The organism is Rhizorhabdus histidinilytica (assembly GCF_900167915.1).
Taxonomy (GTDB): domain Bacteria; phylum Pseudomonadota; class Alphaproteobacteria; order Sphingomonadales; family Sphingomonadaceae; genus Rhizorhabdus; species Rhizorhabdus histidinilytica.
This window is the reverse complement of record NZ_FUYM01000005.1, coordinates 116,328-140,183: the sequence shown is the minus strand read 5'-3', so window position 1 is coordinate 140,183 and position 23,856 is coordinate 116,328. Positions and strand designations below refer to the sequence as shown.

The window sequence follows — 23,856 nt, the reverse complement described above, 5'->3', positions numbered from 1 at the left end:
TTTCGACGATGATCCCAGGACCCTGCCGATGAACCCCGATTCGAGCGCGACGACCGACTTCTCCCGGCGCGATGCGCTGATCGCCGGGGTGGCGTCGGCGACGCTGCTGGCGGGGGCAGGGGCGGCCGAGGCGCGGTCCGCCGGCCGCCGTGCCGCGCCGCCGTCGGAGATCGCCACCTGGACGGCGGGCGACCTCGCCGCGCGCATCCGCAGCCGCGCGGTGTCGTGCCGCGAGGTGATGACGGCGCATCTCGACTGGATCGACCGCGTCAATCCGGCGCTGAATGCGATCGTCTCGCGGGTCGAGCGGCCTGCGCTGCTCGCCGCCGCCGACGAGGCCGACCGCGAGATCGCCGCCGGGCGCCATCGCGGCTGGATGCACGGCCTGCCCCATGCGGTGAAGGACCTCGCCGCGACGCGCGGCATCCGCACCACCATGGGATCGCCGATCTTCGCCGACAACGTCCCCAAGGCCGACGAGATCTTCGTCGAGCGGCTGCGCGCGGCGGGCGCGATTCTGATCGGCAAGACCAACGTCCCCGAATTCGGCCTCGGCTCGCAAAGCTACAATCCCGTCTTCGGGGTCACCCGCAACGCCTATGACCCGTCGCGCACCGCGGGCGGCAGCAGCGGCGGCGCGGCGGCCGCTTTGGCGGCGCGCATGGTGCCGGTCGCCGACGGCAGCGACTTCGCCGGATCGCTGCGCAACCCGGCCGGCTGGAACAATATCTTCGGCTTCCGCCCCTCGGCCGGCCGCGTGCCGCACGGCCCGACCAACGAGCTGTTCGTCCAGAATATCGGCTATGAAGGACCGATGGCGCGCACGGTCGGCGACCTCGCGCTGCTGCTGTCGACGATGGCCGGCTACGACGCGCGGACGCCGCTGTCGCTCGACGGCGATCCGGCGGTCTTCGCCGGCCCGCTCGACCGCGACATGAAGGGCGTACGCATCGGCTGGCTCGGCGACCTCGGCGGCGTGCCGATGGCGCCCGGCATGCTCGACCTCTGCCTGTCGGGGCTGCGGCGGCTGGAGGCGGCGGGCTGTGTGATCGAGCCGGTCTCGCTCGGCATCGACCGCGACGCGATCTGGTCGGCCTTCGTCCGGCTCCGCCAGGGCTTCCTCGCGGGCGGCCTCGGTCCGCTCTACGCCGACCCCGCCAAGCGCAAGCTGCTCAAGCCCGAGGCGGTGTGGGAGATCGAGAATGGCCTGAAGCTGTCGGCGGTCGACCTCTACAACGCCTCGGTCGTCCGATCGCGCGTCTACGAGGCCTATCGCCAGGCCTTCGAGCGGTACGACTTCCTGGCCCTGCCGAGCGCGCAGATCTTCCCGTTCGACGCCGGGCTGCACTGGCCGAAGGAGGTCGCGGGCGTGGCGATGGACAGCTACCACCGCTGGATGGAGATCGTCGCCGGGCCGAGCCTGACCGGCTGCCCGACCTTGTGCGTGCCTGCCGGCTTCGGCCCCGAGGGGCTGCCGAGCGGCCTCCAGCTCGTCGGCCCGAGCCGCCACGACCTTGCCGTCCTCCAGCTCGGCCGCGCCTATGAACAGGTCGCGGGGGACATCCTCGGCAGGAAGCCCGCGCTGCTGGGGTGAGTTTCGGCACGACTCAACCGTTCGAAAACGTCCTACCCACCATAACCCTTCAGCTCCTCGCCGGTCAGGCGGACGACGTGGAGCATGTTGGTCGATCCCGGCGTGCCGAAGGGGACGCCCGCGACGACGACGATGCGGTCGCCGGCATTGGCGAGCTTGTGGCGCAGCGCCATGCGCTTGGCCTTGGCGACCATCTCCTCGAAGCTGGCGACGTCGCGGGTGCGGACCGAATGGCTGCCCCACAGCAGGCCCATGCGCCGCGCGGTGGCGAGCTTCGGCGTCAGCACCAGCAGCGGCACCGACGGCCGCTCGCGGGCGATGCGCCGCGCGGTCGATCCCGACAGGGTGAAGCAGATGATCAGGCTTGCCGAGACGGTCGCGGCGATCTGCGCGGCGGCCTCCGCCAGCGCGTCGGCGGTGGTCGCGTCGGGGTGTGTCTGGGTGAAGTGCAGCCGCGCCGCATAGCCGGGGTCGCTTTCGACCGAGCGGGCGATCGCGTCCATCATCGCGACCGCCTCCTCGGGCCACTGGCCGCTCGCCGATTCGGCCGACAGCATCACCGCGTCGGCGCCGTCGTAGATCGCGGTGGCAACGTCGGACACTTCGGCGCGGGTCGGGGTCGGCGCCTGGATCATCGATTCGAGCATCTGGGTCGCGACCACCACCGGCCGGCCCATCCGCCGCGCGGTCTCGACGATCCGCTTCTGCATCGGCGGCACCCGCTCGGGCGGCAGCTCGACGCCCAGATCGCCGCGCGCGACCATCACCGCGTCGGCGATCTCCAATATCTCGTCGAGCCGCTCGACCGCCGCCGGCTTCTCGATCTTGGCGAGCAGCGCCGCCTTGCCGCCGATCAGCCGCCGCGCCTCGGCGACGTCCTCGGGCCGCTGGACGAAGCTCAGCGCGATCCAGTCGGCGCCATGGTCGCAGGCGAAGGTCAGGTCGCGGCGGTCCTTTTCGGTCAGCGCCGCCATCGGCACGATCACGTCGGGGACGTTCAGGCCCTTGCTGTTCGACAGCGCGCCGCCGACCTCCACCATCGTCTCGATCCGGTCGGGGTGGACGGTGCGGACGCGCAGCACCAGCTTGCCGTCGTCGAGCAGCAGGCGGGTGCCCGGCTCGAGCGCCTCGAAGATCTCGCGATGGGGGAGCTGGACGCGGTGCAGGTCGCCCAGCGCCGGATCGCGGTCGAGCGTGAAGGCCTGGCCGGTCGCGAGCTGCACCACGCCATCGGCGAACTTGCCGACGCGGAGCTTGGGCCCCTGCAGGTCGAACAGGATCGTCGTCGCGCGGCCGAGTTCCTTCTCCATGGCGCGGATCGCCTGGATCAAGGGGATTTTATCCTCATGGGCGCCGTGGCTCATGTTGATGCGGAAGGCGTCGGCACCGGCGCGGAACAGCTTCGCGATCATCTCGGGCGAACTGCTCGCGGGGCCGAGCGTGGCGAGCACGCGCACCTTGCGCTGACGGGGGGGGATCTGGATGTCCACGGGCGCTCCTCTCTCCGGAGCGCCTCGGGATAGAATCTGCCACCGATATGGCAACCCCCTCCGTCGTCTCTCCGTCATGGTTCGCCGCATCGGCGAGCTTCGCCGATTCCCCGTTGAGCCCCCGCGCGGCTCGCTCTACAGCCTGCGCCTTTCACGCATATCGAGGGACTCGCGAATCATGGCTGAAGCCGACACGACCGAAGACAAGGGCAGCATCGCGGCGCAGGAGCTGCGCCTGTTCGTCGAACGGGTCGAACGGCTCGAAGAAGAGAAGAAGGGCATCGCCGACGACATCAAGGACGTCATGTCGGAAATGAAGGGCCGCGGCTACGACACCAAGATCGTCCGCAAGCTGATCTCGATCCGCAAGAAGAAGAAGGGCGAGCATGAGGAAGAGGCGATGATCCTCGAAACCTACATGGCTGCTCTTGGGATGATCTGAGGATATTCCCACCGACGACCGTCACCCCAGAGAAGGCTGGGGTCCATGTCTCTTCCGGCATTCGGTGTCATCGCGGGTGATGACAGACATGGATGTCAGCCTTCGCTGGCATGACGGTTGGGGATGGTCGCATTTGACCATGAGGCCGGCCCAGCCTAGGCAACGGGCTCGCCAGAGCCCGCAAGGCCGAACGGCCGCCCGAGCTTATGCGAGGATAGCCAAGCAGGACGGATGTCCTGCGCCCGGCGCTTGAGGGCCAAACAAACAATGTCCACCTTCCAGATCGACACCGCCACCAGCCGCGCCAATCCGACACCGGCGCCGATGAAGCGGCTCACCGTCCCCGCGATCCGCGCGGCGAAGGGCAAGACGCCGGTGGTGGTGCTCACCGCCTACACGATCCGGATGGCGCAGATCCTCGATCCGCATTGCGACATGCTGCTGGTCGGCGACAGCCTGGGCCAGGTGCTCTACGGCTTGCCGTCGAGCGTGCCGGTCAGCCTCGACATGATGATCGCGCACGGCGCCGCCGTGGTGCGCGGCAGCTATCACAGCCTCGTCGTCGTCGACATGCCGTTTGGCTCCTATGAGGAAAGCCCCGAACAGGCGTTCCGCTCGGCCGCGCGGGTGCTCAAGGAGACTGGCGCCGCGGCGGTCAAGCTCGAGGGCGGCGCGGCGATGGCGGAGACGATCGCCTTCCTGACGGCGCGCGGCATACCGGTGGTCGGCCATGTCGGGCTCACCCCGCAGGCGGTCAACGTCCTCGGCGGCTATGGCGCGCGCGGCCGCGGCCAGGAGGAATATGCCCGGCTGATCGACGATGCGAAGGCGGTGGCGCAGGCCGGGGCCTTCTCGCTGGTGGTCGAGGGCGTGGTCGAGCCACTGGCGATCGAGATGACCCGGGCGATCGACGTGCCGACGATCGGCATCGGCGGTTCGGTCGAGTGCGACGGCCAGGTGCTCGTGATCGACGACATGCTCGGCATGTTCGACCGGGTGCCGCGCTTCGTGAAGAAATATGAGCAACTCTCCGAAAAGATCGATGCGGCGGTTGCGACCTATGCCGCCGATGTCCGTGAGCGCCGCTTTCCGACCGTCGACCAGACCTATCAGCCGAGGAAGTGAATGGATGGCCGTTCATCCGGCATATCTATTGGCTATGGCACCGCGCGCTCGCGCTCGCTAAGAGACCCGTTCCTAGTTCCGGAGAAGATGCTTGGCCTCCACGCCGCCTACCGAAGAAGCCTTCCTGCGCGAGGTCGACGACGAGCTGCGCCGCGATCAGCTCCAGAAGATGGTCCGGCACTACGGACGGATCGCCCTCGTCGGGCTCCTCCTGCTCCTGGTCGCCTTCGCCGGCTTCCTCTACTGGCGCCAGGCTTCCACGAAGAAGGCTGAGGCGCAGGGCGAGGAGATGAGCGCGCTGATCGCCGACGTGCAGGCGAGCCGCAAGGCCGAGGCAGCGAAGAAGATCGACAAGCTCGTCGCCGAAGGCGGCGACGGCTATCGCATCGCGGCGCTTCTGACCAAGGCGACGCTCGCCGCCGACCGCGGCGATACCAAGAGCGCGATCGGCATCTATGCGGGCATCGCCGCCGACGAGAAGGCCGCCCAGCCTTATCGCGACGTTTCGCTGATCCGGCAGACCCTGCTCGAATATGACAGCCTGGCGCCGCAGCAGGTGATCGACCGGCTCAAGCCGCTCGCGGTCGAGGGCAACCCCTTTTTCGGTACCGCGGGAGAGATGACCGCGGTCGCGATGATCCAGGCCAATCGCGGAGCGGAGGCGGGCCGGCTGCTCGCCGCCGTCGCCCGCGACAAGACCGTGCCCGATACGCTGCGGACCCGTGCCGCGCGGCTGGCGACCAGCCTCGGCGTCAATGTCGATGTTCCATCCGCCGCCGCCCCCGCTGACAAGGATTGATCGGATGACCCGGAAGTTTTTCGCGCTCACCGCGGCGCTGGCGATGACGACCATGCTCGCCGGCTGCGGCATCTTCGGCGGCGGCGAGGGCAAGAAGCCCAAGACCCCGGTGCTCGGCCAGCGCATCCCGATCCTGACCGCCGAGACCGGCGCCGAGGTCGATCCGACGCTGGAGGTGGTGCCGGTCACCGTGCCCGCCGAGCAGGTCAACCCCGAATGGACCCAGCCGGGCGGCAACGCGACCAAGTCGATGGGCCATGTCGCGCTCGGCCAGCAGCTCGGCGTCGCCTGGGATCGCAAGATCGCCGGCTCGACCAAGAAGGCCAGGCTCGCGGCCGGCCCCGTGGTCGGCGGCGGCCGCGTCTATGTGATCGACGTCGATGCCGAGATCCACGCCTATGACCTGAAGACCGGCGCGCCGGTCTGGACCGCGGTGCTGTCCGACAAGGACGGCAACAAGGCGTCGCTGTTCGGTGGCGGTGTCAGCTACAGCAACGGCAAGGTCTTCGCGACCAACGGCGTCGGCGACGCCGCCGCGTTCGACGCCGGCAACGGCAGCCAGCTCTGGAAGGTCCGCCCGGGCGGCCCGCTGCGCGGCGCGCCGTCGGTCGGTCTCGAATCGGTCTATGTGATGAGCCAGGACAACCAGCTCTTCGCGCTCAAGGAGGGCAATGGCGAGCTGATCTGGACGGCGAGCGGCAGTCTTGAGAACGCCGCCGTGTTCGGCGTCGGCGCGCCCGCCATCGGCCAGGGCACGGTCGTCGCCGGCTTCTCGTCGGGCGAACTGACCGCCTATCGCTACGAGAATGGCCGTGCGGTGTGGCAGGATTCGCTCTCGCGTACCAGCATCACCACCTCGGTCGCCAGCCTCGTCGACATCGATGCCTCGCCGGTGATCGACCAGGGCCGCGTCTACGCGGTCGGCCAGGGCGGCCGCATGGTGGCGATGGACATCCTCACCGGCCAGCGCCTGTGGGAGCTCAACATCGCCGGCATCGAGACGCCGTGGGTCGCGGGCGAATGGCTGTTCCTCGTCACCGACGACGCCAAGCTGCTCTGCATCGCCCGCAACAGCGGCCGTATCCGCTGGCAGACCCAGCTCACCCGTTGGAAGAACGAGAAGAAGAAGAGCAAGCCGATCGGCTGGTCGGGCCCGGTCCTCGCCGGCGGCCGCCTGATCCTCACCAACACCGAGGGTCAGGTCGTCAACGTCGCGGTCGATACCGGCAGGGTCGGTACGATCACCAAGCTCGGCGACACCATCTACGCCGCGCCGGTAGTGGCGGACAACACGCTGCTCGTGCTGACCGACAAGGGGAAGCTGGTAGCGTATAGATAGGGCCCTCAGGCGCCGGGCGGCCGGCGTCCGCCGGCCTTGGCTTTCCTCGCATAAGCTCGGGCGCGCGTTCGCGCTTGCGGGACGCTGCGCGTCCCGTTCCACTGCATGAGTTCTGCGACGGAGCCCGTAGGGCTCCGCAAGGCCGAACGGCCGCCCGAGCTTATGCGAGGAAAGCCAAGCGGGGCGGATGCCCCGCGCCCGGCGTTTGAGGGCTAACAAAAGCCTTATAATCCGGCTATGGGCCCCCTCCCATGGCACAGCTTCCCACCGTCGCGATCGTCGGCCGGCCCAATGTCGGCAAGTCGACGCTGTTCAACCGCCTCGTCGGCAAGAAGCTGGCGCTGGTCGACGACCGGCCCGGCGTGACGCGCGACCGGCGCGAGGGCGACGCCAATCTGCTCGGCCTCGAATTCCGCATCATCGACACTGCCGGTTTCGAGACCGACGACCCGCAGACCCTGCCCGGCCGGATGCGCGCGCAGACCCAGGCGGCGGTGCGCGAGGCCGACGTCGCGTTGTTCATGATCGATGCGCGCGCAGGCGTGACCCCGCTCGACGAGGAGGTCGCGCTGTGGCTGCGCGGTGAGGACACGCCCGTCATCCTCGTCGCCAACAAGGCCGAGGGCAAGGCGGCCGAGCCCGGCGTGTACGAGAGCTTCGGCCTCGGCCTGGGCGATCCGGTGCCGCTGTCGGCCGAGCATGGCGAGGGTGTGGTCGACCTGTTCGACGCGTTGCGGCCGCATGTCGAGCGCGACGAGGACGCCGAAGACGATACGGGAGGCGATGACGAGGAGGCGAGCGGGCCGCTCAAGCTGGCGATCGTCGGACGCCCCAATGCCGGCAAATCGACCCTGATCAACCAGATCCTCGGCGAACAGCGGATGATCACCGGTCCCGAGGCGGGGATCACGCGCGATTCGATCGCGATCGACTGGGACTGGCATGCCCCCGACGGCACCGTGCGGCCGATCCGGCTGATCGACACGGCGGGTATGCGCAAGCGCGCCAAGGTGCAGGACAAGCTGGAGAAGCTGTCGGTCGCCGACGGCCTGCGCGCCGTCGACTTCGCCGAGGTCGTCGTGCTGCTGCTCGACGCCACGCTCGGGCTGGAGGCGCAGGATTTGCGCATCGCCGACAAGGTTCTGCAGGAAGGGCGCGCGCTGATCATCGCGCTCAGCAAATGGGACGTCGCCGCCGATCCGCCCGCGCTGTTCCAGGGCGTCCGCGCGGCGCTCGACGAAGGGCTGGCGCAGGTCAAGGGCCTGCCGCTGCTCACCGTCTCAGGAGTCACCGGCCGCGGCGTCGACCAACTCCTCCAGGTCGCCCATGAGACGCGCGAGGCCTGGTCGCAGCGCGTGTCGACCGCCAAGCTCAACCGCTGGTTCGAGCGCGCGATCGAGGCCAATCCGCCGCCTGCGCCCGGCGGCAAGCGAATCAAGCTGCGCTACCTGACCCAGGCGCGGACCCGTCCCCCCAGCTTCGTGCTGTTCGGTACCCGGGTCGATCAGCTTCCCGAAAGCTATCGCCGCTACCTCGTCAACGGTATCCGCCGCGATCTCGGTTTCGGCTCGGTGCCGGTGCGGCTCACCCTTCGGGCGCCGAAGAACCCGTTCGACTGATGCCGCCGCTCCGGCTCGACGCGCGCGGGATGCGCTGTCCCTGGCCGGCGGTGCGGCTGGCGCGCGCGATTCGCGACGGTGCGGAGGCGGTGCTGATCCTCGCCGACGACCCGATCGCACCCGGCGAGATCGCGGCGCTTGCCGCGCAAAGGGGCTGGTCGGTCGCGCCCGCGGGGGAGCCCGCCGCCTGGATCGTCAGCGCGCCTGCCGCGCCCTGATCGCCTCGACCATCGTCTACAGCATCGTGCGGTTTATCTGAACCGCTCGTCCCGAGGAGCCATTGAGCGAAGGCGAAATGGCATCTCGAAGGATATGAGGATCCTTCGAGATGGGCCTTCGCCAAGGCTGAGTCCCTCCTCAGGATGAGCGGACGCGTGTGCATCAAATTAAACGCACGATATTCTAACGATTCCGGAAAACCCGTTGAAAACAATGCCCTTGCGGTAACCTGACGTTTACGAGCCCGCTTTATCGTCCCGGCATCTACCAGGGGTGCGAACGGGAAGCGGACATGGGGCAGGGCGGCAACAGCGTGGTGAACTGGACGACGTTCGGCCAGACGCGCTCGCTGATCGGCAATGATTTCGCCACGATCCTCGGCCATTATCGCGACGACGCCGCCAAGTGCGTGGTCGCGGTCGAGCAGGCCTACAAGCTGCGCGACGCGGTCTCGATGGTGCGACCCGCCCACACGCTGAAGGGTGATTCGCTGCAGTTCGGCGGCGAAGCGCTCGGCCGGCTCGCCGAGCATATCGAGCATAGCGCCCGCCGCTGCGTCGAGGAGCACAGCGCCCCCGACAAGCTCGACGCCGAGATCATCCGCCTGCGTCCGTTGCTGATCGAGACGCTCGCCGAATTCGAGCGCGAGCTGACCCGCAACCAGCCGATCCCGCTCCGCCGTCCCGCCGCCGCTGGCTTCGGCCGCAAACAGGGCTGAGGTTCCCTCCCCACCCGTCACCCCGGCGGAGGCCGGGGTCTCAGGCGTGGGGAGATGAGGGGCCGAGGCAAGAGCCTCCCGAGACCCCCGCGCCCGCCGGAGTGACGGTGTGTGTTGGGCAGGGCCGTCGCCAGCCCCACCCCGTCCTTCTCACACCGTCTTCAGCTCCAGCTTTCCGTCGCCCTCGTCGATGCGCAGGGTCGATCCGTCCGGCACCTCGCCCTTGAGCAGCGCCTCGGCGAGCGGGTCCTGCAGATATTTCTGCACCGCGCGCTTGAGCGGACGGGCGCCGTAGACCGGGTCATAGCCGACCCGACCGAGCCAGGCGCGAGCGCCGTCGGTCAGCTCCAGCTTGATCTTGCGATCCTTGAGCAGCCTGCCGACCCGGCCGACCTGGATGTCGACGATCGGGCCCATATGCTCCTGGCCGAGCCGGTGGAACAGGATGATCTCGTCGAGCCGGTTGAGGAATTCGGGCCGGAAATGGGCGCGGACCACCTCCATCACCTGGTCCTCGACGGTCTCGACCGCCTGGCCCTCGCCGAGATTGGCGAGGAACTGGCTGCCCAGGTTCGAGGTCAGGATGATCAGCGTGTTCGAGAAATCGACCGTGCGGCCCTGGCCGTCGGTCAGCCGCCCGTCGTCGAGCACCTGGAGGAGCACGTTGAACACGTCGCCATGCGCCTTCTCGACCTCGTCGAACAGGACCACCTGATAGGGGCGCCGCCGCACTGCCTCGGTGAGCACGCCACCTTCCTCATAGCCGACATAGCCGGGAGGGGCGCCGATCAGCCGGGCGACGCTGTGCTTCTCCATGAACTCCGACATGTCGATGCGGACCATCGCCGAGTCGTCGTCGAACAGGAAGCCGGCGAGCGCCTTGGTCAGTTCGGTCTTGCCGACGCCGGTCGGGCCGAGGAACAGGAAGCTGCCGAGCGGCCGGTTCGGGTCCTGGAGCCCGGCGCGGCTGCGGCGGACGGCGCGCGACACCGCCTCGATCGCGTCCTTCTGGCCGATCACGCGCTTGCCGAGTTCCTCCTCCATCGCGAGCAGCTTCTCGCGCTCGCCTTCGAGCATCTTGTCGACGGGGATGCCGGTCCAGCGGCTGACCACCGAGGCGATGTCCTCGCTGGTGACCTCCTCGCGCAGCATCGCGCCCGCCGACGCCGACTGCGCCTCGGCCAGCTCCTTCTCCAGATTGGGGATCACGCCGTAGCTGAGCTCGCCGGCGCGGGCGAGATCGCCCCGCCGCTGCGCCTGGTCGAGTTCGAGCCGGGCGGCGTCGAGCTGCTCCTTGAGCTTGGCCTCGGCGTTGATCTTGTCCTTCTCGCCCTGCCAGCGCTGGGTCAGCTCGGCCGACTGCTCCTCCAGCTCGACGAGATCGGCTTCGAGCGCGTCGAGCCGGTCCTTGGAGGCCGCGTCGGTCTCCTTCTTCAGAGCTTCGCGTTCGATCTTGAGCTGGATGATCCGCCGGTCGAGATTCTCGATCTCCTCGGGCTTCGACTCGACCTCCATGCGCAGCCGCGACGCGGCCTCGTCCATCAGGTCGATCGCCTTGTCGGGCAGGAAGCGGTCGGTGATGTAGCGGTTGCTCAAGGTCGCCGCCGAGACGATCGCCCCGTCGGTGATCCGCACCCCGTGGTGCAGCTCGTACTTCTCCTTGAGTCCGCGCAGGATCGAGATGGTGTCCTCGACCGTCGGCTCGCCGACGAAGACGGGCTGGAACCGCCGCTGCAGCGCCGGATCCTTCTCGACATATTTGCGATATTCGTCGAGCGTGGTCGCGCCGATGCAGTGCAGCTCGCCGCGCGCGAGCGCGGGCTTGAGCAGGTTGCCGGCGTCCATCGCGCCCTCGGACTTGCCCGCGCCGATCAGCGTGTGCATCTCGTCGATGAACAGGATGATGTCGCCCTCGGCCTGGCGCACCTCGTCGAGCACGCCCTTCAGCCGCTCCTCGAACTCGCCGCGATATTTCGCGCCGGCGATCAGCGCGCCCATGTCGAGCGCCATCACCTTGCGGTCCTTCAGGCCGTCGGGCACGTCGCCATTGGCGATGCGCAGCGCCAGTCCTTCCGCGATCGCGGTCTTGCCGACGCCGGGTTCGCCGATCAGCACGGGATTGTTCTTGGTGCGCCGCGCCAGCACCTGGATGGTGCGGCGGATCTCCTCGTCGCGACCGATCACAGGGTCGAGCTTGCCTTCGCGCGCGGCGGCAGTCAGGTCGCGGGCGAATTTCTTGAGCGCGTCGTAGCGATCCTCGGCGCTCGCCGTATCGGCGGTCCGGCCGCCGCGCAGCTCGTTGATCGCGCCGTTGAGCGCCTCGGCGCGCACGCCGGCCTCGGCCAGCGCCTTGCCGGCCGGGCTGGTGGTGGCGAGGGTGAGCGCCAGCAGCATCCGCTCGACGGTGACGTAGCTGTCGCCCGCCTTCTGCGCGATCTGCTCGGCCTGATCGAGGACGCGGGCGAGGTCGTTGTCGAGACCGGGCGTCTGCTGCGCGCCGCTGCCCGACACCGCCGGAATCTTGGCGAGTGCCGCGTCGGTCGCGCGCATCGCGGTCGCCGGATCGCCGCCGGCGGCCTTGATCAGGCCGGACGCCATGCCCTGCTCATCCTCGAGCAGCGCCTTGAGGAGGTGTTCGGGGGCGATGCGCTGATGGCTGTTGCGGATCGCCACGGTCTGCGCCGACTGGAGGAAACCCTTGGCGCGGTCGGTGAATTTCTCGAGGTTCATGCCTGATCCCTGTTCCTATTGCGCATCATATGGTGTGACTTTTCTGCAACACAAGTGGTCGAACTCCCCTCCCTTGCAAGGGAGGGCAGTAAACGGCCGAGCGTATTACGGACATATTGCACCCTGTGCGGCACAGGCTAGACTGCACCGCAATCCTTCCCCATCCGGAAAGTTCCTCAATGCGCCGCAGCCTGTTCCGTCCCGTCGTCGCCCTGCTGTTCGCAACCGCGCTCTCCGCCCCCTCGATCGCTCCCCTGACCCCCGCCATCGCCGCTACCGAGCCGGCCTCGGTCGCGACGCTCGTGAAGGCGGTCGACATCCCCTATCAGGCGTTCACGCTCGACAACGGCCTGCGCGTGATCGTCCATACCGATCGCAAGGCGCCGGTCGTCGCGGTCTCTGTCTGGTATCATATCGGCTCGAAGGACGAGCCCGCGGGCAAGACCGGCTTCGCCCATCTGTTCGAGCATCTGATGTTCAACGGATCGGAGAACGCCAACGAGGATTTCTTCAAGCCGCTCGAATCGATCGGCGCGACCGACCTCAACGGCACCACCTGGTTCGACCGCACCAATTATTTCGAGACCGTGCCGACCGGCGCGCTCGATCTCGCGCTGTTCCTTGAATCCGACCGGATGGGCCATCTGCTCGGCGCGATCGACAAGGCCAAGCTCGACAACCAGCGCGGCGTCGTCCAGAACGAGAAGCGCCAGGGCGACAACGAACCCTATGGCCTGGTCGAATATGCCCAGCTCGCCGCGCTGTTTCCCGAGGGGCATCCCTATCGCCACTCGACGATCGGCTCGATGGCCGATCTCGACGCCGCCAGCCTCGACGACGTGAAGAACTGGTTCCGCGCGCATTATGGTCCGAACAACGCGGTGCTGGTGCTGGCCGGTGACATCGACGTCGCGACCGCCAAGGCCAAGGTCCAGAAATGGTTCGGCGACATCCCGCGCGGGCCGGAGACGGTGCGCCCCGAGGTGCCGGTGCCGACGCTCAAGGCGCCGGTCGACCAGGTGATGAAGGACCGGGTCGCGCAGACCCGCATCTACCGCAACTGGGTGGTGCCGGGCCTCAACGATCCCGATCTGATCCCGCTCGACCTCGGCATGGATGTGCTCGGCGGGCTCGCCTCGTCGCGGCTCGACAATGCGATGGTGCGCAAGGCCAAGACCGCCGTCTCGGTGACCGCGAGCGTCCAGCCGTTCGAAAAGATCTCGATCGTCGAGGTGACCGCCGACGTGAAGCCGGGCGTCGATCCCAAGCTGGTGGCGAAGCAGCTCGACGACATCATCGCCGAGTTCGTCCGCAACGGCCCGACAGCCGACGAGGTGAAGCGCGCCGCGACCCGGCAGGCCGCGGGCGAGATCGCCGGGCTGGAGACGGTCGGCGGCTTTGCCGGCAAGGCGGTGACGCTGGCCGAGGGCGCGGTCTATTCGAACGATCCCGACAAGTACAAGAAGGACCTCGCCGCCACCGCGGCGGCCACCCCCGCGAGCATCAAGGCCGCGTTGCAGAAATGGCTCGGCCGGCCCGCCTATCGGCTGACGGTGGAGCCAGGCGAGCGGACCGCGTCCGACATGGCGGCCGCCGGCGGCAGCGCGGTCGGCGCGCCGGGCGGTGGCATGGCCCCGCGCTACTATCGCGATCCCAGGTTCGAGGGCGGGGCCGCGGCGCCCGCCATCTCGCAGACGCTGAAGCCGACCGCTGCGGTCGACCGTTCCTCGCCGCCGCCGGTCGAGGAGATCAAGGACCTGACCTTCCCCGATGTCGAACGGACCACCCTGTCGAACGGCATCAAGGTGGTGTTCGCCCGGCGCACGACGGTGCCGACGGTGCGCGTCTCGGTCGCGTTCGACGCGGGCAACGCCGCCGATCCCAAGGCCAAGCTCGGCACCCAGGGGCTGATGCTGTCGCTGCTCGACGAGGGTGCCGGCAAGCTCGATTCGATCGGCATCGCCGAGGCGCAGGAGCGGCTGGGCGCGCAGATCGCCTCGTCGGCGACGATGGACCGCACCAGCGTTTCGATGTTCGCGCTCAAGGCCAATCTCGCGCCGTCGCTCGACCTGCTTGCCGACATCGTCCAGCGGCCGACCTTCGCGCCGGCCGAGATCGAGCGGCTGCGCAGCCAGATCCTTGCCGGCATCGCGTCGGAGAATTCGCAGCCGCGCGGCATCGCCCGCCGGGTGCTGCCGACCCTGCTCTACGGCAATCTCCACCCCTATGGCGTGCCACTGTCGGGCAGCGGCACCGCGGAGGGCGTGAAGGCCGTCACCCGCGCCGACCTCGTCGCCTTCCATCAGACATGGATCCGGCCCGACAACGCCAGGATCTTCGTCACCGGCGACATCACGCTCGATGAGCTGAAGCCGCTGCTCGAGGCGCGCTTCGGCAGCTGGGCCAAGCCGGCCGTGGCGAAGGGCGAGAAGCTGTTCCGGATGGACCGCATGGCGCGTCCCGCCCGCATCGTCCTGATCGACCGGCCGCAGAGCCCGCAGAGCTACATCATGGCCGGGCAGCTGCTGCCCACCAAGGGCGTCGACGATCCGTTGGCCCTGATCGCGGCGAACGAGGTGATCGGCGGGAGCTTCCTGTCGCGGCTCAACATGGACCTGCGCGAGAGCAAGGGCTGGGCCTATGGCGCTTTCAGCCAGGCGCAGACCCTGCGCGAGACCATGCCGCTCTACGTCGTCGCCCCGGTCCAGACCGACCGGACCGGCGATTCTATCAAGGCGGCGCTGGCCGACATGAAGGAGTTCCTGACCACCAAGGGCGTCGACGCCGAGGAGCGCGAGCGCACCATCAACGGCCAGATCCGCTCGCTGCCGGGATCGTTCGAGACGTCGAGCGACCTGCTCGGCGCGCTCGTCCAGATGGACACGCTGCAGCGGCCCGACGATTATTACGAGAAGCTGCCGGGCCGCTTCCGCGCGTTGACCGCCGCCCAGATGGACGAGGCCGCCCGCGCCGCGATCCGCCCCGACAGCCTGATCTGGGTCGTCGTCGGCGACGCGGCCAAGGTCGAGCCGCAGCTCAAGGAGATCGGCCTGCCGGTCGAGCGCATGGTCGTCGGCCAGTGAGCACCGAGGTCTGGGATTGCGTGACCCGCGCGCCGTTTGGCGAGCAGGCGTCGGTGTTCACCATCGTCCGCGACGGCGACCGCTTCACCGGCAGCAATGTCGCCGAGATCGGCGAGCTGCCGGTGGTCGACGGCCGGATCGAAGGCGACCGGCTGGTCTGGAAGATGCCCACCAGGAAACCGATGCCGATGACCCTGGTCGGCAAGGCGGTGATCGAGGGCGACCGGCTGACCGGCACCGTCACCATGGGCGCCTTCGGCAAGGCCGAGATGACGGGGACGCGGCGGGGCTGAGAGCCCGTCCCGACGGCATCGACCTTGCAGGGCAGGCGAGCGGCTCCGCTCGGTGACGACCGACGATCAGGCGATCGTCGGGACCAGCCCACCTTCGACGCGGATCGCGGCGCCGTTGGTGACCGCCGCCAGCGGGCTGGCGAGGAAGGCGACCATCGCCGCGACCTCCTCCGCCTCGATCAGGCGCTTGATCAGCGACGACGGCCGGAATCTGTCGAAGAACTCGGCCTCGCGCTCGGCTTCCGGGGCGTCCTTGTTGCCGACCACCGACTGGATGAAGCCGGTGATCCCCTCCGACCGGGTCGGCCCCGGCAGAACCGAATTCACAGTGACCCCGCTGCCCCGCGTCTGCTCGGCCAGGCCGCGCGCGACCGCGAGCTGGGCGGTCTTGGTCATGCCGTAGTGGATCATCTCGCCCGGCGTCATCAGCCCGCTTTCGCTGGCGATGAAGATGATCCGCCCCCAGTTGCGCGCCAGCATGGCGGGGAAATGGTGCCGGGCGAGGCGGACCCCGCTCATCACGTTCACATCGAAGAAGCGATGCCAGTCCTCGTCGCTGATCTCGGCGAAGGGCTTGGCTTCGTAGATGCCGAGATTGTTGACGAGGATGTCGACCGCCGGCGCCGCCTCGATCAGTGTCGCGGCGCCCTGCGCGGTCGCGGCATCGGCCAGTACCGCGCGGACGCGTCCGGCCTTGCCGACTTGCTCCGCCGCCGCATCGAGCTTGGCCTGGTCGCGGCCGGAAATAGTCACCTCGGCACCCTCGGCGGCCAGCCGCTCGGCGATCGCGAGGCCGATGCCGGCGGTAGAGCCGGTGACGAGGGCGGTCTTGCCCGTGAGTTGCAGATCCATGGTCGAAAGCTCCCGTTCCGATGTTCGGTGAGCAAGTTAGGCGAACCCGCCATTGATGATTAGACCACATGCCCGCACAGCAGAATTGATCTCAGATCACGGATGGCGGCGTCGACCTCCTCGACGCGGAACTGGTGCTGCAGAGGTGACGGGACCTCAGTCGAAGAACAGCTTGGTCACATGGCCCATCTTGCGGCCCGGGCGCGCCTGGCCCTTGCCATAGAGGTGGAGATGTGCGGCGGGGTCGGACAGGATCAGGTCCCAGTCACCGGCCTGGCTGCCGATCAGGTTGCGCATCTCGACGCGCGGCGCCGCCAGGGCGGTCGAGCCGAGCGGCAGGCCGCAGATCGCGCGGATATGGTTTTCGAACTGTGAGGTGACCGCGCCCTCGATCGTCCAGTGGCCGCTGTTGTGGACGCGCGGCGCCATCTCGTTGAACACGGGGCCCTCGGCCGTATCGAAATATTCGATCGCCAGCACCCCGACATAGTCGAGCTCGGCGACGATCTTCGCGGCGAGCGCCTTGGCGGCGGCGACGGTCGCCTCGGGCAGCGCGACCGGGACCGTCGACAGAGCGAGGATGCCGTCCTCATGGACGTTGAGCACCGGGTCCCAGGTCAGCGTCGTCCCATCCGCGCCGCGCACGATCAGGATCGAGAACTCGCGTTCGAAGCGGACGAAGCCTTCGAGCACCGCCGGTTCCCAGGCGATCGAAGCCCAGGCCTCGTCGGCGTCGGCGGCGTCCTTGAGCCGGGCCTGGCCCTTGCCGTCATAGCCGAAGCGGCGCGTCTTGAGGATCGCCGGCGCACCGATCTGCGCGACTGCGGCGTCGAGGTCCTCGCGGCCGTTGACCACCGCCCAGGGGGCAGGGCGCCCGCCGATCGCCTGGACGAAGGCCTTCTCGGTCGCACGGTCCTGCGCGGTCGCCAGTGCGCGGGGGTGCGGCGCCAGCGGCACCCGCAGCGCCTCCAGCGGAGCGACCGGAATATTCTCGAACTCATAGGTGATGACGTCGACGCTCTGGGCGAAGGCGTGCAGCGCGTCGAGATCGTCATAGTCGCCGCGCACCCAGCGCGACGACACGTCGGCGGCCGGACCGCTCGTCTCGGGCGCGTAGATCGCGGTGCGATAGCCGAGTTGCGCCGCCGCGATGGCGAGCATCCGGCCGAGCTGGCCGCCGCCGATGATGCCGATCGTCGAGCCGGGCTGGATCATCGCCGCCATGGTCAGTCGAACGGCTCGACCGCGACGTCGGCGGTCTGGCGCGCGCGCCAGGCGTCGAGCCGGCCGGCGAGCGCCTCGTCATGGGTGGCGAGGATCGCGGCGCCGAGCAGCGCTGCGTTGATCGCGCCGGGCTTGCCGATCGCGAGCGTGCCGACCGGAATGCCGCCGGGCATCTGGACGATCGACAACAGGCTGTCCATGCCCTTGAGCGCCTTGGATTCGACCGGCACGCCGAGCACCGGCAGCCGGGTCATCGACGCGGTCATGCCGGGCAGGTGCGCCGCGCCGCCGGCGCCAGCGATGATCACCTTCAGCCCCCGGCCGGCAGCCGATCGGGCATAGTCGTAGAGCCGCTCCGGGGTACGGTGCGCGGAGACGACCAGCGTCTCGTGCGGCACGCCGAGCGCGTCGAGCGTCGCGGCGGCATGGGACATCGTTTCCCAGTCCGAGCGGCTGCCCATGATGATCCCGATCAGCGGTGCTTCAGTCATGCGATACCTCCGGGTTCCTCCCCAAGCTTGCTTGGGGAGGGGGACCGCCGCAGGCGGTGGAGGGGTCTGCGACCCTATCCCTCCACCATGCTTCGCATGGTCCCCCTCCCCTGCAAAGGCAGGGGAGGATTTTACTCAGCGCTCCGACAGATAATAACGGTCCCGCGCGGTCAGGTCGTCGGCCAGCTCGTAGACGATCGGTTGGCCGGTCGGGATCTCCAGCTCGGTGATCTCGTCGTCCGGGATGTGCGACAGATGCTTGACCAGCGCGCGCAGCGAATTGCCGTGCGCGGAGATCACCACCCGCTTGCCGGCCTTCAGGTCGGGGGCGATCCGCTCCTCCCAATAGGGAAGGACGCGCGCGATCGTATCCTTCAGGCTCTCGGTATCCGGGATCGCGATGCCGGCGTAGCGGCGGTCCTTCGACAGGTCGAACTCGCCGCCCGGTTCGAGCACCGGCGGCGGGATGTCGAAGCTGCGGCGCCAAATCTTGACCTGCGCGTCGCCATGCTTGGCGGCGGTCTCGGCCTTGTTGAGGCCGGTCAGCCCGCCATAATGCCGCTCGTTGAGGCGCCAGTCCTTCTCAACCGGCAGCCACAGCCGGCCCATCGCCTCCAGCGCGATGTTGAGCGTCTTGATCGCGCGGGTCTGGAAGCTGGTGTAGCACTGGTCGAAGTCGAGGCCCTTGGCGGCCATCAGCTCGCCGGCCGCCTTCGCCTCGGCGACGCCCTGGTCGGTCAGGTTGACATCCCACCAGCCGGTGAAGCGGTTTTCCAGATTCCAGGCGGACTGGCCATGGCGGATCAGGACGAGCGTCGGCATTATTCCCCTTTCAGAGCGACCAAAAGCGGCGGAGCGCGCCTCTTAATCGGCGGTCGCCCGTCTGTCACGCTTGCAATGGCGGGGAACGAGGGCGAAACGCCGAAAAAACGCTGTGGGAGACAATCTGCATGTCGATCATCACCAAGCCCGTCCGCTACGCCCATGGCGGCGTCACCTTCGAGGCCTATGCGGCCTGGGACGACGCCTCCGCCGCGCCGCGTCCGATCGTGCTGATCGCCGGCACCTTCATGGGCCGCACCGCTTTCGAGGAGGGCAAGGCGCGCAGCCTTGCCGAGCTGGGCTATGTCGCGGTGGCGATCGATCTCTACGGCCTCGGCCACTGGCCGGCCGATTTCGACGGCGCCCGCGCGGCGATGGACGGGCTCAACGCCGATCGCGGCCTGCTCAAGGAACGGCTGCTGGTCGCGCTCGACGCGGCGCGAGGGATCGGCGCGCCGGCCGATCCGGCGCGCGTCGCGGCGATCGGCTTCTGCTTCGGCGGCAAATGCGTGCTCGACCTCGCCCGCTCGGGCGCCGATGTCGCCGGCGTGGCGAGCTTCCACGGCCTCTACGACGCACCGCCCTTCCCGAACGCCGCGATCACCGCCAAGGTCCTCGTCCTGCACGGCTGGGACGACCCGCTCGACCCGCCCGAGACGGTGCTCGGCCTGGCGAAGGAGATGAGCGAGGCCAAGGTCGACTGGCAGGTCCACGCCTATGGCCACACCGTCCACGGCTTCACCAACCCCGCGCGCGAGGGGATGTACAGCCCCGACGCCGACCGGCGAAGCTGGCGGGCGATGCGGGATTTCCTGGATGAATTGTTTTGATTGGCCTCAGGCGCCGGCGCGGGCATCCGCCCGCTTGGCTATCCTCGCATAAGCTCGAGCGGCCGCCACGGCTCGCTTCGCGAGCCGATCTCCGCCTATGGACTGCCCCCGGCAGTCCGCGGATGGCTCCGATCCTTGCGGGACGCTGGCGCGTCCCGACGCAGAGCTGATCGTCGGAGCCCGACAGGACTCCGCAAGCGCGAACGCGCGTCCGAGCTCATGCGAGGATAGCCAAGGTCACGGATGTGACCGCCGGCGCCTGAGGCCAATCAAAGGTTGACCTGATTTTTATTGCGTCGCAGCATCGCGCGATGTCCAGCACGCCGCCCATCACCCAGAACCCCGACATCCGCTTTCTCGGCCGTCTGCTCGGCGACGTGATCCGCGTCTATGGCGGCGAGGCGCTGTTCCGGCGGATCGAATATATCCGCTCGGCCTCGGTTGATCGGGCGCGCGGCATCGTCGGCTCGCACGAGATCGATTCGGGGCTCGGCGCGCTGACCCTCGACGACACGCTCGCCTTCGTGCGCGGCTTCATGCTGTTCTCGATGCTCGCCAACCTCGCCGAGGACCGGCAGGGTGTCGCCGCCGAGCCGGGCGCCGACGTCGCCGCCGCGCTCGACCGGCTGGAGAAGGAGGGCATCTCGCGCGCCAAGGTGGTCGAGATGCTCGACCAGGCGCTGATCGTGCCGGTGCTCACCGCCCACCCGACCGAGGTGCGGCGCAAGAGCATGATCGACCACCGCAACAAGATCGCCGAGCTGATGATGCTCAAGGATATCGGCCGGATCGAGACGGTCGACGGCGATCTGATCGACCAGGCGATCTACCGGCAGATCGCCCTGCTCTGGCAGACCCGGCCGCTGCGCCGCGAGCGGCTCTACGTCGCCGACGAGGTGGAGACCGCACTCGCCTATCTGCGCGACATCTTCCTGCCGACGCTCCCCGCGCTCTATTCGCGCTGGCAGCGCGCGCTCGGCCATCGCCCGGCGAGCTTTCTCAGGCCCGGAAGCTGGATCGGCGGCGACCGCGACGGCAATCCCTTCGTCACCGCCGACTCGCTGCGCCTCGCCCTGTCGCGCGCGGCCGAGACGGTGATCGGCTATTATCTGCGCGAGCTGCACGAGCTGGGCGCGGAGCTGTCGATCTCGACCGAGCTGGCCGAGGTGACCTGGGAGGTCGAGAAGCTCGCCGAGGCGTCGGGCGACAAGAGCTCGACCCGCAGCGACGAGCCCTATCGCCGCGCGATCACCGGCATTTATTCGCGGCTATCCAAGACCTATGAGAAGCTCACCGGCCGCAAGCCGGCGCGGCTGCCCGCGACCGATGCCGAGGGCGGCGCCTATGAGGACCCGGCCGCGCTCCGCGCCGATCTGGTTGAGATCGCCCATGCGCTCAACCGCACCGGCGCGGGCTCGCTCGCGGGCAACGGAGCGCTCGGCCGGCTGATCCGCGCGGTCGAGACCTTCGGCTTCCATCTCGCGACGCTCGACATGCGCCAGAACGCCGACGTCCACGAGCGGGTCGTCGCCGATCTGCTCAAGGTCGCCGGGGTCGAGCCGGATTATGGCGCGCTCGACGAACCGGCGCGCGTCGCGCTGCTGCGGAGCGAGCTTGCGTCCAAGCGGCTGCTGCGCACCCCGTTCGGGACCTATGCCGACGAGACGCTGTCCGAGCTCGCGATCGTCGAGGCCGCCGCCGAAGCGCATCGCCGCTACGGGCCCGAGGCGATCACCACCTATCTGATCTCGAAGGCCGAGAGCGTGTCGGACATGCTAGAGGTCAACATCCTCCTCAAGGAGGCCGGGCTGTTCGTGCCCGGCGATCCGCCGACCGCGGCGATCATGGCGGTGCCGCTGTTCGAGACGATCGGCGACCTCGAACGCGCGCCCGAGGTGATGACGCAGTGGTTCGCGCTGCCCGAGGTGGCGGCGATCACCGCCGCGCGCGGCCATCAGGAGGTGATGGTCGGCTATTCGGATTCGAACAAGGACGGCGGCTATCTCACCTCGGTGTGGAGCCTGCACGAGGCGTCGAGCGCGCTCAAGCCGGTGTTCGCCAAGGCCAACAGTGCGATCCAGCTCTTCCACGGTCGCGGCGGCGCGGTCGGACGCGGCGGCGGGTCGAGCTTCGCGGCGATCCTCGCCCAGCCCCACGGCACCGTGCAGGGCCGCATCCGCATCACCGAGCAGGGCGAGGTGATCGCCGCCAAATATGGCACGCGCGAGAGCGCCGCCGCCAATCTGGAGGCAATGGCCTCGGCCACGCTGCTCGCCACGCTGGAGGAGGATGCGCTCCAGCCCAAGGACGCCAAGCGCTTCTTCGCGGCGATGGACGAGATATCGGCCAACGCGTTCAAGGCCTATCGCGCCCTCGTTTACGAGACCGACGGCTTCCGCACCTTCTTCCGCCAGATGACGCCGATCGCCGAGATCGCCGACCTCAAGATCGGGTCGCGACCGGCGAGCCGGACCAGGAGCGACCGCATCGAGGACCTGCGCGCCATCCCCTGGGTATTCAGCTGGTCGCAGGCGCGGGTGATGCTGCCCGGCTGGTACGGCGTCGGCCACGGTCTCAAGGGCTTCAAGGACATCGGCCTGCTGCGCGAGATGCTCGAGGCCTGGCCCTTCTTCCAGTCGACCCTCGCCAATCTCGAGATGGTTCTTGCCAAGTCGGATATGGACATCGCCGAACGCTATGTCGCGCTGGTCGAGGACGAGGCGATGGGCCGCGACATCTTCGGCCGCATTCGCGACGGCTGGCAGCGGACGCAGGAGGCGCTGCTGTCGGTCACGCGCCAGACCCGGCTGCTCCAGAAGAATCCGTCGCTCGACCAGTCGATCCGCCTGCGCCTGCCTTATATCGAGCCGCTGAACCTGCTCCAGATCGAGCTGCTCAAGCGCCATCGCGCGGGCGAGGACGACCCCCGCGTCCGCGAGGGCATCCAGCTCTCGATCAACGCGATCGCGACCGCGCTGCGCAACAGCGGGTGATGCCATGACCCCGCTCGCCGACCGTCTCGGCCTGACCCTGCCGATCATCCAGGCGCCGATGGCCGGTACCTCGACCCCCGCCATGGCGGCCGCGGTGTCCAATGCGGGCGGGCTCGGCTCGATGGGGTTGGGCGCGGTCGGCGCGCAAGCCGCGCGCGAGATGATCGAGGCGGCGCGCGGCGCCACCAATCGTGCGTTCAACGTCAACCTCTTCTGCCATCGCCCGGCCGTCCGCGACGCGGCGCGCGAGGCCGGCTGGATCGATCGGCTGCGGCCCCATTTCGCGGCCTATGGCGCGGAACCGCCGGCCAGGCTGGAGGAGATCTATCGCAGCTTCGCCGAAGACGACGCGATGCTGGCGATGCTGCTCGATACCCGGCCGGCGATCGTCAGCTTCCATTTCGGCCTGCCTGGCGCCGACCGCATCGCCGCGCTGCACGACGCGGGCATCATCCTGTTCGCCAGTGCGACCAGCCTCGCCGAAGCGCGCGCGATCGCCGCCGCCGGGATCGAGGCGGTGGTGGCGCAGGGCTATGAGGCGGGCGGCCATCGCGGGATCTTCGATCCCGACGGGCCGGACGAGCGGCTCGGCACCATGGCGCTCACCCGGCTGCTGGTCCGCTCGCTCGACCGGCCGGTGATCGCCGCAGGCGCAATCATGGATGGCGCCGGCATCGCAGCGGCGCTGACCCTCGGTGCACAGGCGGCGCAGCTCGGTACCGCCTTCGTCGGCTGCCCCGAATCCGCGGCGGACCAGGGCTATCGCGCCGCGCTGGCGACGGCCGAGCGGACGGTGATGACGCGCGCCATCTCGGGCCGGCCGGCCCGGTCGATCGTCAACCGCTTCACCGCGATCGACCCCGATCCCGCCGAGGTGGCGCCCTATCCGGTCGCTTATGACGCGGGCAAGGCGCTCAACGCCGCCGCCAAGGCGAAGGGCGAGACCGGCTATGGCGCGCAATGGGCGGGGCAGGCCGTCCCGCTCGCGCGCAGCATGCCCGCCGCCGAGCTGGTCGAGCTGCTCGGCGAGGAGATGCGCGCCGCCCTCGCCGCCCGGTGACGCGGAGCCTTTGACGCTCTCGCGGGTTGGACCTCCTGATGGAGGACCCGTCGTCATGCGTTCTATCCTGCTCTGGCTGATCGGCGTTCCGATCCCGCTCATCCTGCTGCTGGCCTTCTGCACTCATCATCTT

At 68.8% G+C, this 23,856-nt stretch carries 19 protein-coding genes; 13 read left to right on the top strand and 6 right to left on the bottom strand.

The window, feature by feature from the left end:
• Positions 1-28 precede the first annotated feature (28 nt).
• Entirely contained in the window at positions 29-1,594 is a 1,566-nt protein-coding gene (locus tag B5X82_RS12545) for an amidase (RefSeq protein WP_079648508.1), read from the top strand.
• A 32-nt stretch (positions 1,595-1,626) separates the two neighbouring features.
• Here B5X82_RS12545 and pyk read toward each other — a convergent pair whose 3' ends face one another.
• Positions 1,627-3,084 carry a pyruvate kinase gene (pyk, locus tag B5X82_RS12540; protein WP_079648507.1) on the bottom strand — a complete coding sequence of 486 codons (1,458 nt, stop codon included), beginning with the start codon at positions 3,082-3,084 and terminating at the stop codon, positions 1,627-1,629.
• A gap of 178 nt (positions 3,085-3,262) precedes the next feature.
• On the opposite strand from pyk, the gene B5X82_RS12535 reads away from it, so the two are divergent.
• The 7 genes from B5X82_RS12535 to B5X82_RS12505 all read left to right on the top strand — a co-directional run bounded on the left by B5X82_RS12535 (position 3,263) and on the right by B5X82_RS12505 (position 9,345).
• The gene (locus B5X82_RS12535) at positions 3,263-3,526 is read left to right on the top strand and encodes a DUF2312 domain-containing protein (protein WP_012049316.1); all 264 of its coding nucleotides are present in this window, start codon (positions 3,263-3,265) and stop codon (positions 3,524-3,526) included.
• A 267-nt stretch (positions 3,527-3,793) separates the two neighbouring features.
• Entirely contained in the window at positions 3,794-4,651 is an 858-nt protein-coding gene (gene panB / locus B5X82_RS12530) for a 3-methyl-2-oxobutanoate hydroxymethyltransferase (protein WP_079648506.1), read from the top strand.
• Between the two features lie 91 nt (positions 4,652-4,742).
• Positions 4,743-5,450 carry a tetratricopeptide repeat protein gene (locus tag B5X82_RS12525; protein ID WP_079648505.1) on the top strand — a complete coding sequence of 236 codons (708 nt, stop codon included), beginning with the start codon at positions 4,743-4,745 and terminating at the stop codon, positions 5,448-5,450.
• 4 nt (positions 5,451-5,454) lie between these two features.
• A complete protein-coding gene (locus B5X82_RS12520) occupies positions 5,455-6,789 on the top strand; it encodes a PQQ-like beta-propeller repeat protein (RefSeq protein WP_079648504.1) in 1,335 nt (444 codons plus the stop codon).
• 251 nt (positions 6,790-7,040) lie between these two features.
• Complete coding sequence (der, locus tag B5X82_RS12515; RefSeq protein ID WP_079648503.1) at positions 7,041-8,408, top strand: ribosome biogenesis GTPase Der; 1,368 nt, start codon at positions 7,041-7,043, stop codon at positions 8,406-8,408.
• Entirely contained in the window at positions 8,408-8,626 is a 219-nt protein-coding gene (locus B5X82_RS12510; RefSeq protein WP_079648502.1) for a sulfurtransferase TusA family protein, read from the top strand. Before der ends, B5X82_RS12510 begins: the two co-directional genes overlap by 1 nt.
• 293 nt (positions 8,627-8,919) lie before the next feature.
• Entirely contained in the window at positions 8,920-9,345 is a 426-nt protein-coding gene (locus B5X82_RS12505; RefSeq protein WP_079648501.1) for an Hpt domain-containing protein, read from the top strand.
• Between the two features lie 150 nt (positions 9,346-9,495).
• Here the strand turns inward: B5X82_RS12505 and clpB are convergent, their stop codons facing one another.
• Positions 9,496-12,075 (bottom strand): ATP-dependent chaperone ClpB, encoded by a 2,580-nt coding sequence (gene clpB, locus B5X82_RS12500; RefSeq protein WP_079648500.1) that lies wholly within the window; start codon positions 12,073-12,075, stop codon positions 9,496-9,498.
• A gap of 179 nt (positions 12,076-12,254) precedes the next feature.
• Here clpB and B5X82_RS12495 point away from each other — a divergent pair, with 179 nt between their 5' ends.
• Together B5X82_RS12495 and B5X82_RS12490 are read left to right on the top strand one after the other, a co-directional pair.
• On the top strand, positions 12,255-15,158 hold the full coding sequence (locus tag B5X82_RS12495; protein WP_079648499.1) for a M16 family metallopeptidase: 2,904 nt from the start codon (positions 12,255-12,257) through the stop codon (positions 15,156-15,158).
• Positions 15,155-15,451, top strand: a complete 297-nt coding sequence (locus B5X82_RS12490) for a hypothetical protein (RefSeq protein WP_079648498.1) — start codon at positions 15,155-15,157, stop codon at positions 15,449-15,451. The genes B5X82_RS12495 and B5X82_RS12490 overlap by 4 nt, the downstream gene beginning before the upstream one ends.
• A 66-nt stretch (positions 15,452-15,517) precedes the next feature.
• Here the strand turns inward: B5X82_RS12490 and B5X82_RS12485 are convergent, their stop codons facing one another.
• The 4 genes from B5X82_RS12485 to gpmA all read right to left on the bottom strand — a co-directional run bounded on the left by B5X82_RS12485 (position 15,518) and on the right by gpmA (position 18,840).
• The gene (locus B5X82_RS12485; RefSeq protein WP_079648497.1) at positions 15,518-16,303 is read right to left on the bottom strand and encodes an SDR family NAD(P)-dependent oxidoreductase; all 786 of its coding nucleotides are present in this window, start codon (positions 16,301-16,303) and stop codon (positions 15,518-15,520) included.
• 156 nt (positions 16,304-16,459) lie between these two features.
• A complete protein-coding gene (locus B5X82_RS12480) occupies positions 16,460-17,527 on the bottom strand; it encodes a 5-(carboxyamino)imidazole ribonucleotide synthase (RefSeq protein WP_079648496.1) in 1,068 nt (355 codons plus the stop codon).
• Between the two features lie 2 nt (positions 17,528-17,529).
• On the bottom strand, positions 17,530-18,018 hold the full coding sequence (gene purE / locus B5X82_RS12475) for a 5-(carboxyamino)imidazole ribonucleotide mutase (protein ID WP_079648495.1): 489 nt from the start codon (positions 18,016-18,018) through the stop codon (positions 17,530-17,532).
• Positions 18,019-18,153: 135 nt separating this feature from the next.
• A complete protein-coding gene (gpmA, locus tag B5X82_RS12470) occupies positions 18,154-18,840 on the bottom strand; it encodes a 2,3-diphosphoglycerate-dependent phosphoglycerate mutase (protein ID WP_079648494.1) in 687 nt (228 codons plus the stop codon).
• A gap of 128 nt (positions 18,841-18,968) precedes the next feature.
• On the opposite strand from gpmA, the gene B5X82_RS12465 reads away from it, so the two are divergent.
• From B5X82_RS12465 to B5X82_RS12455, 3 genes are all read left to right on the top strand, one after another.
• A complete protein-coding gene (locus B5X82_RS12465; protein ID WP_079648493.1) occupies positions 18,969-19,670 on the top strand; it encodes a dienelactone hydrolase family protein in 702 nt (233 codons plus the stop codon).
• A gap of 311 nt (positions 19,671-19,981) precedes the next feature.
• Complete coding sequence (gene ppc, locus B5X82_RS12460) at positions 19,982-22,663, top strand: phosphoenolpyruvate carboxylase (RefSeq protein WP_079648492.1); 2,682 nt, start codon at positions 19,982-19,984, stop codon at positions 22,661-22,663.
• Positions 22,664-22,667: 4 nt separating this feature from the next.
• Complete coding sequence (locus B5X82_RS12455; protein ID WP_079648491.1) at positions 22,668-23,723, top strand: NAD(P)H-dependent flavin oxidoreductase; 1,056 nt, start codon at positions 22,668-22,670, stop codon at positions 23,721-23,723.
• Positions 23,724-23,856 lie beyond the last annotated feature (133 nt).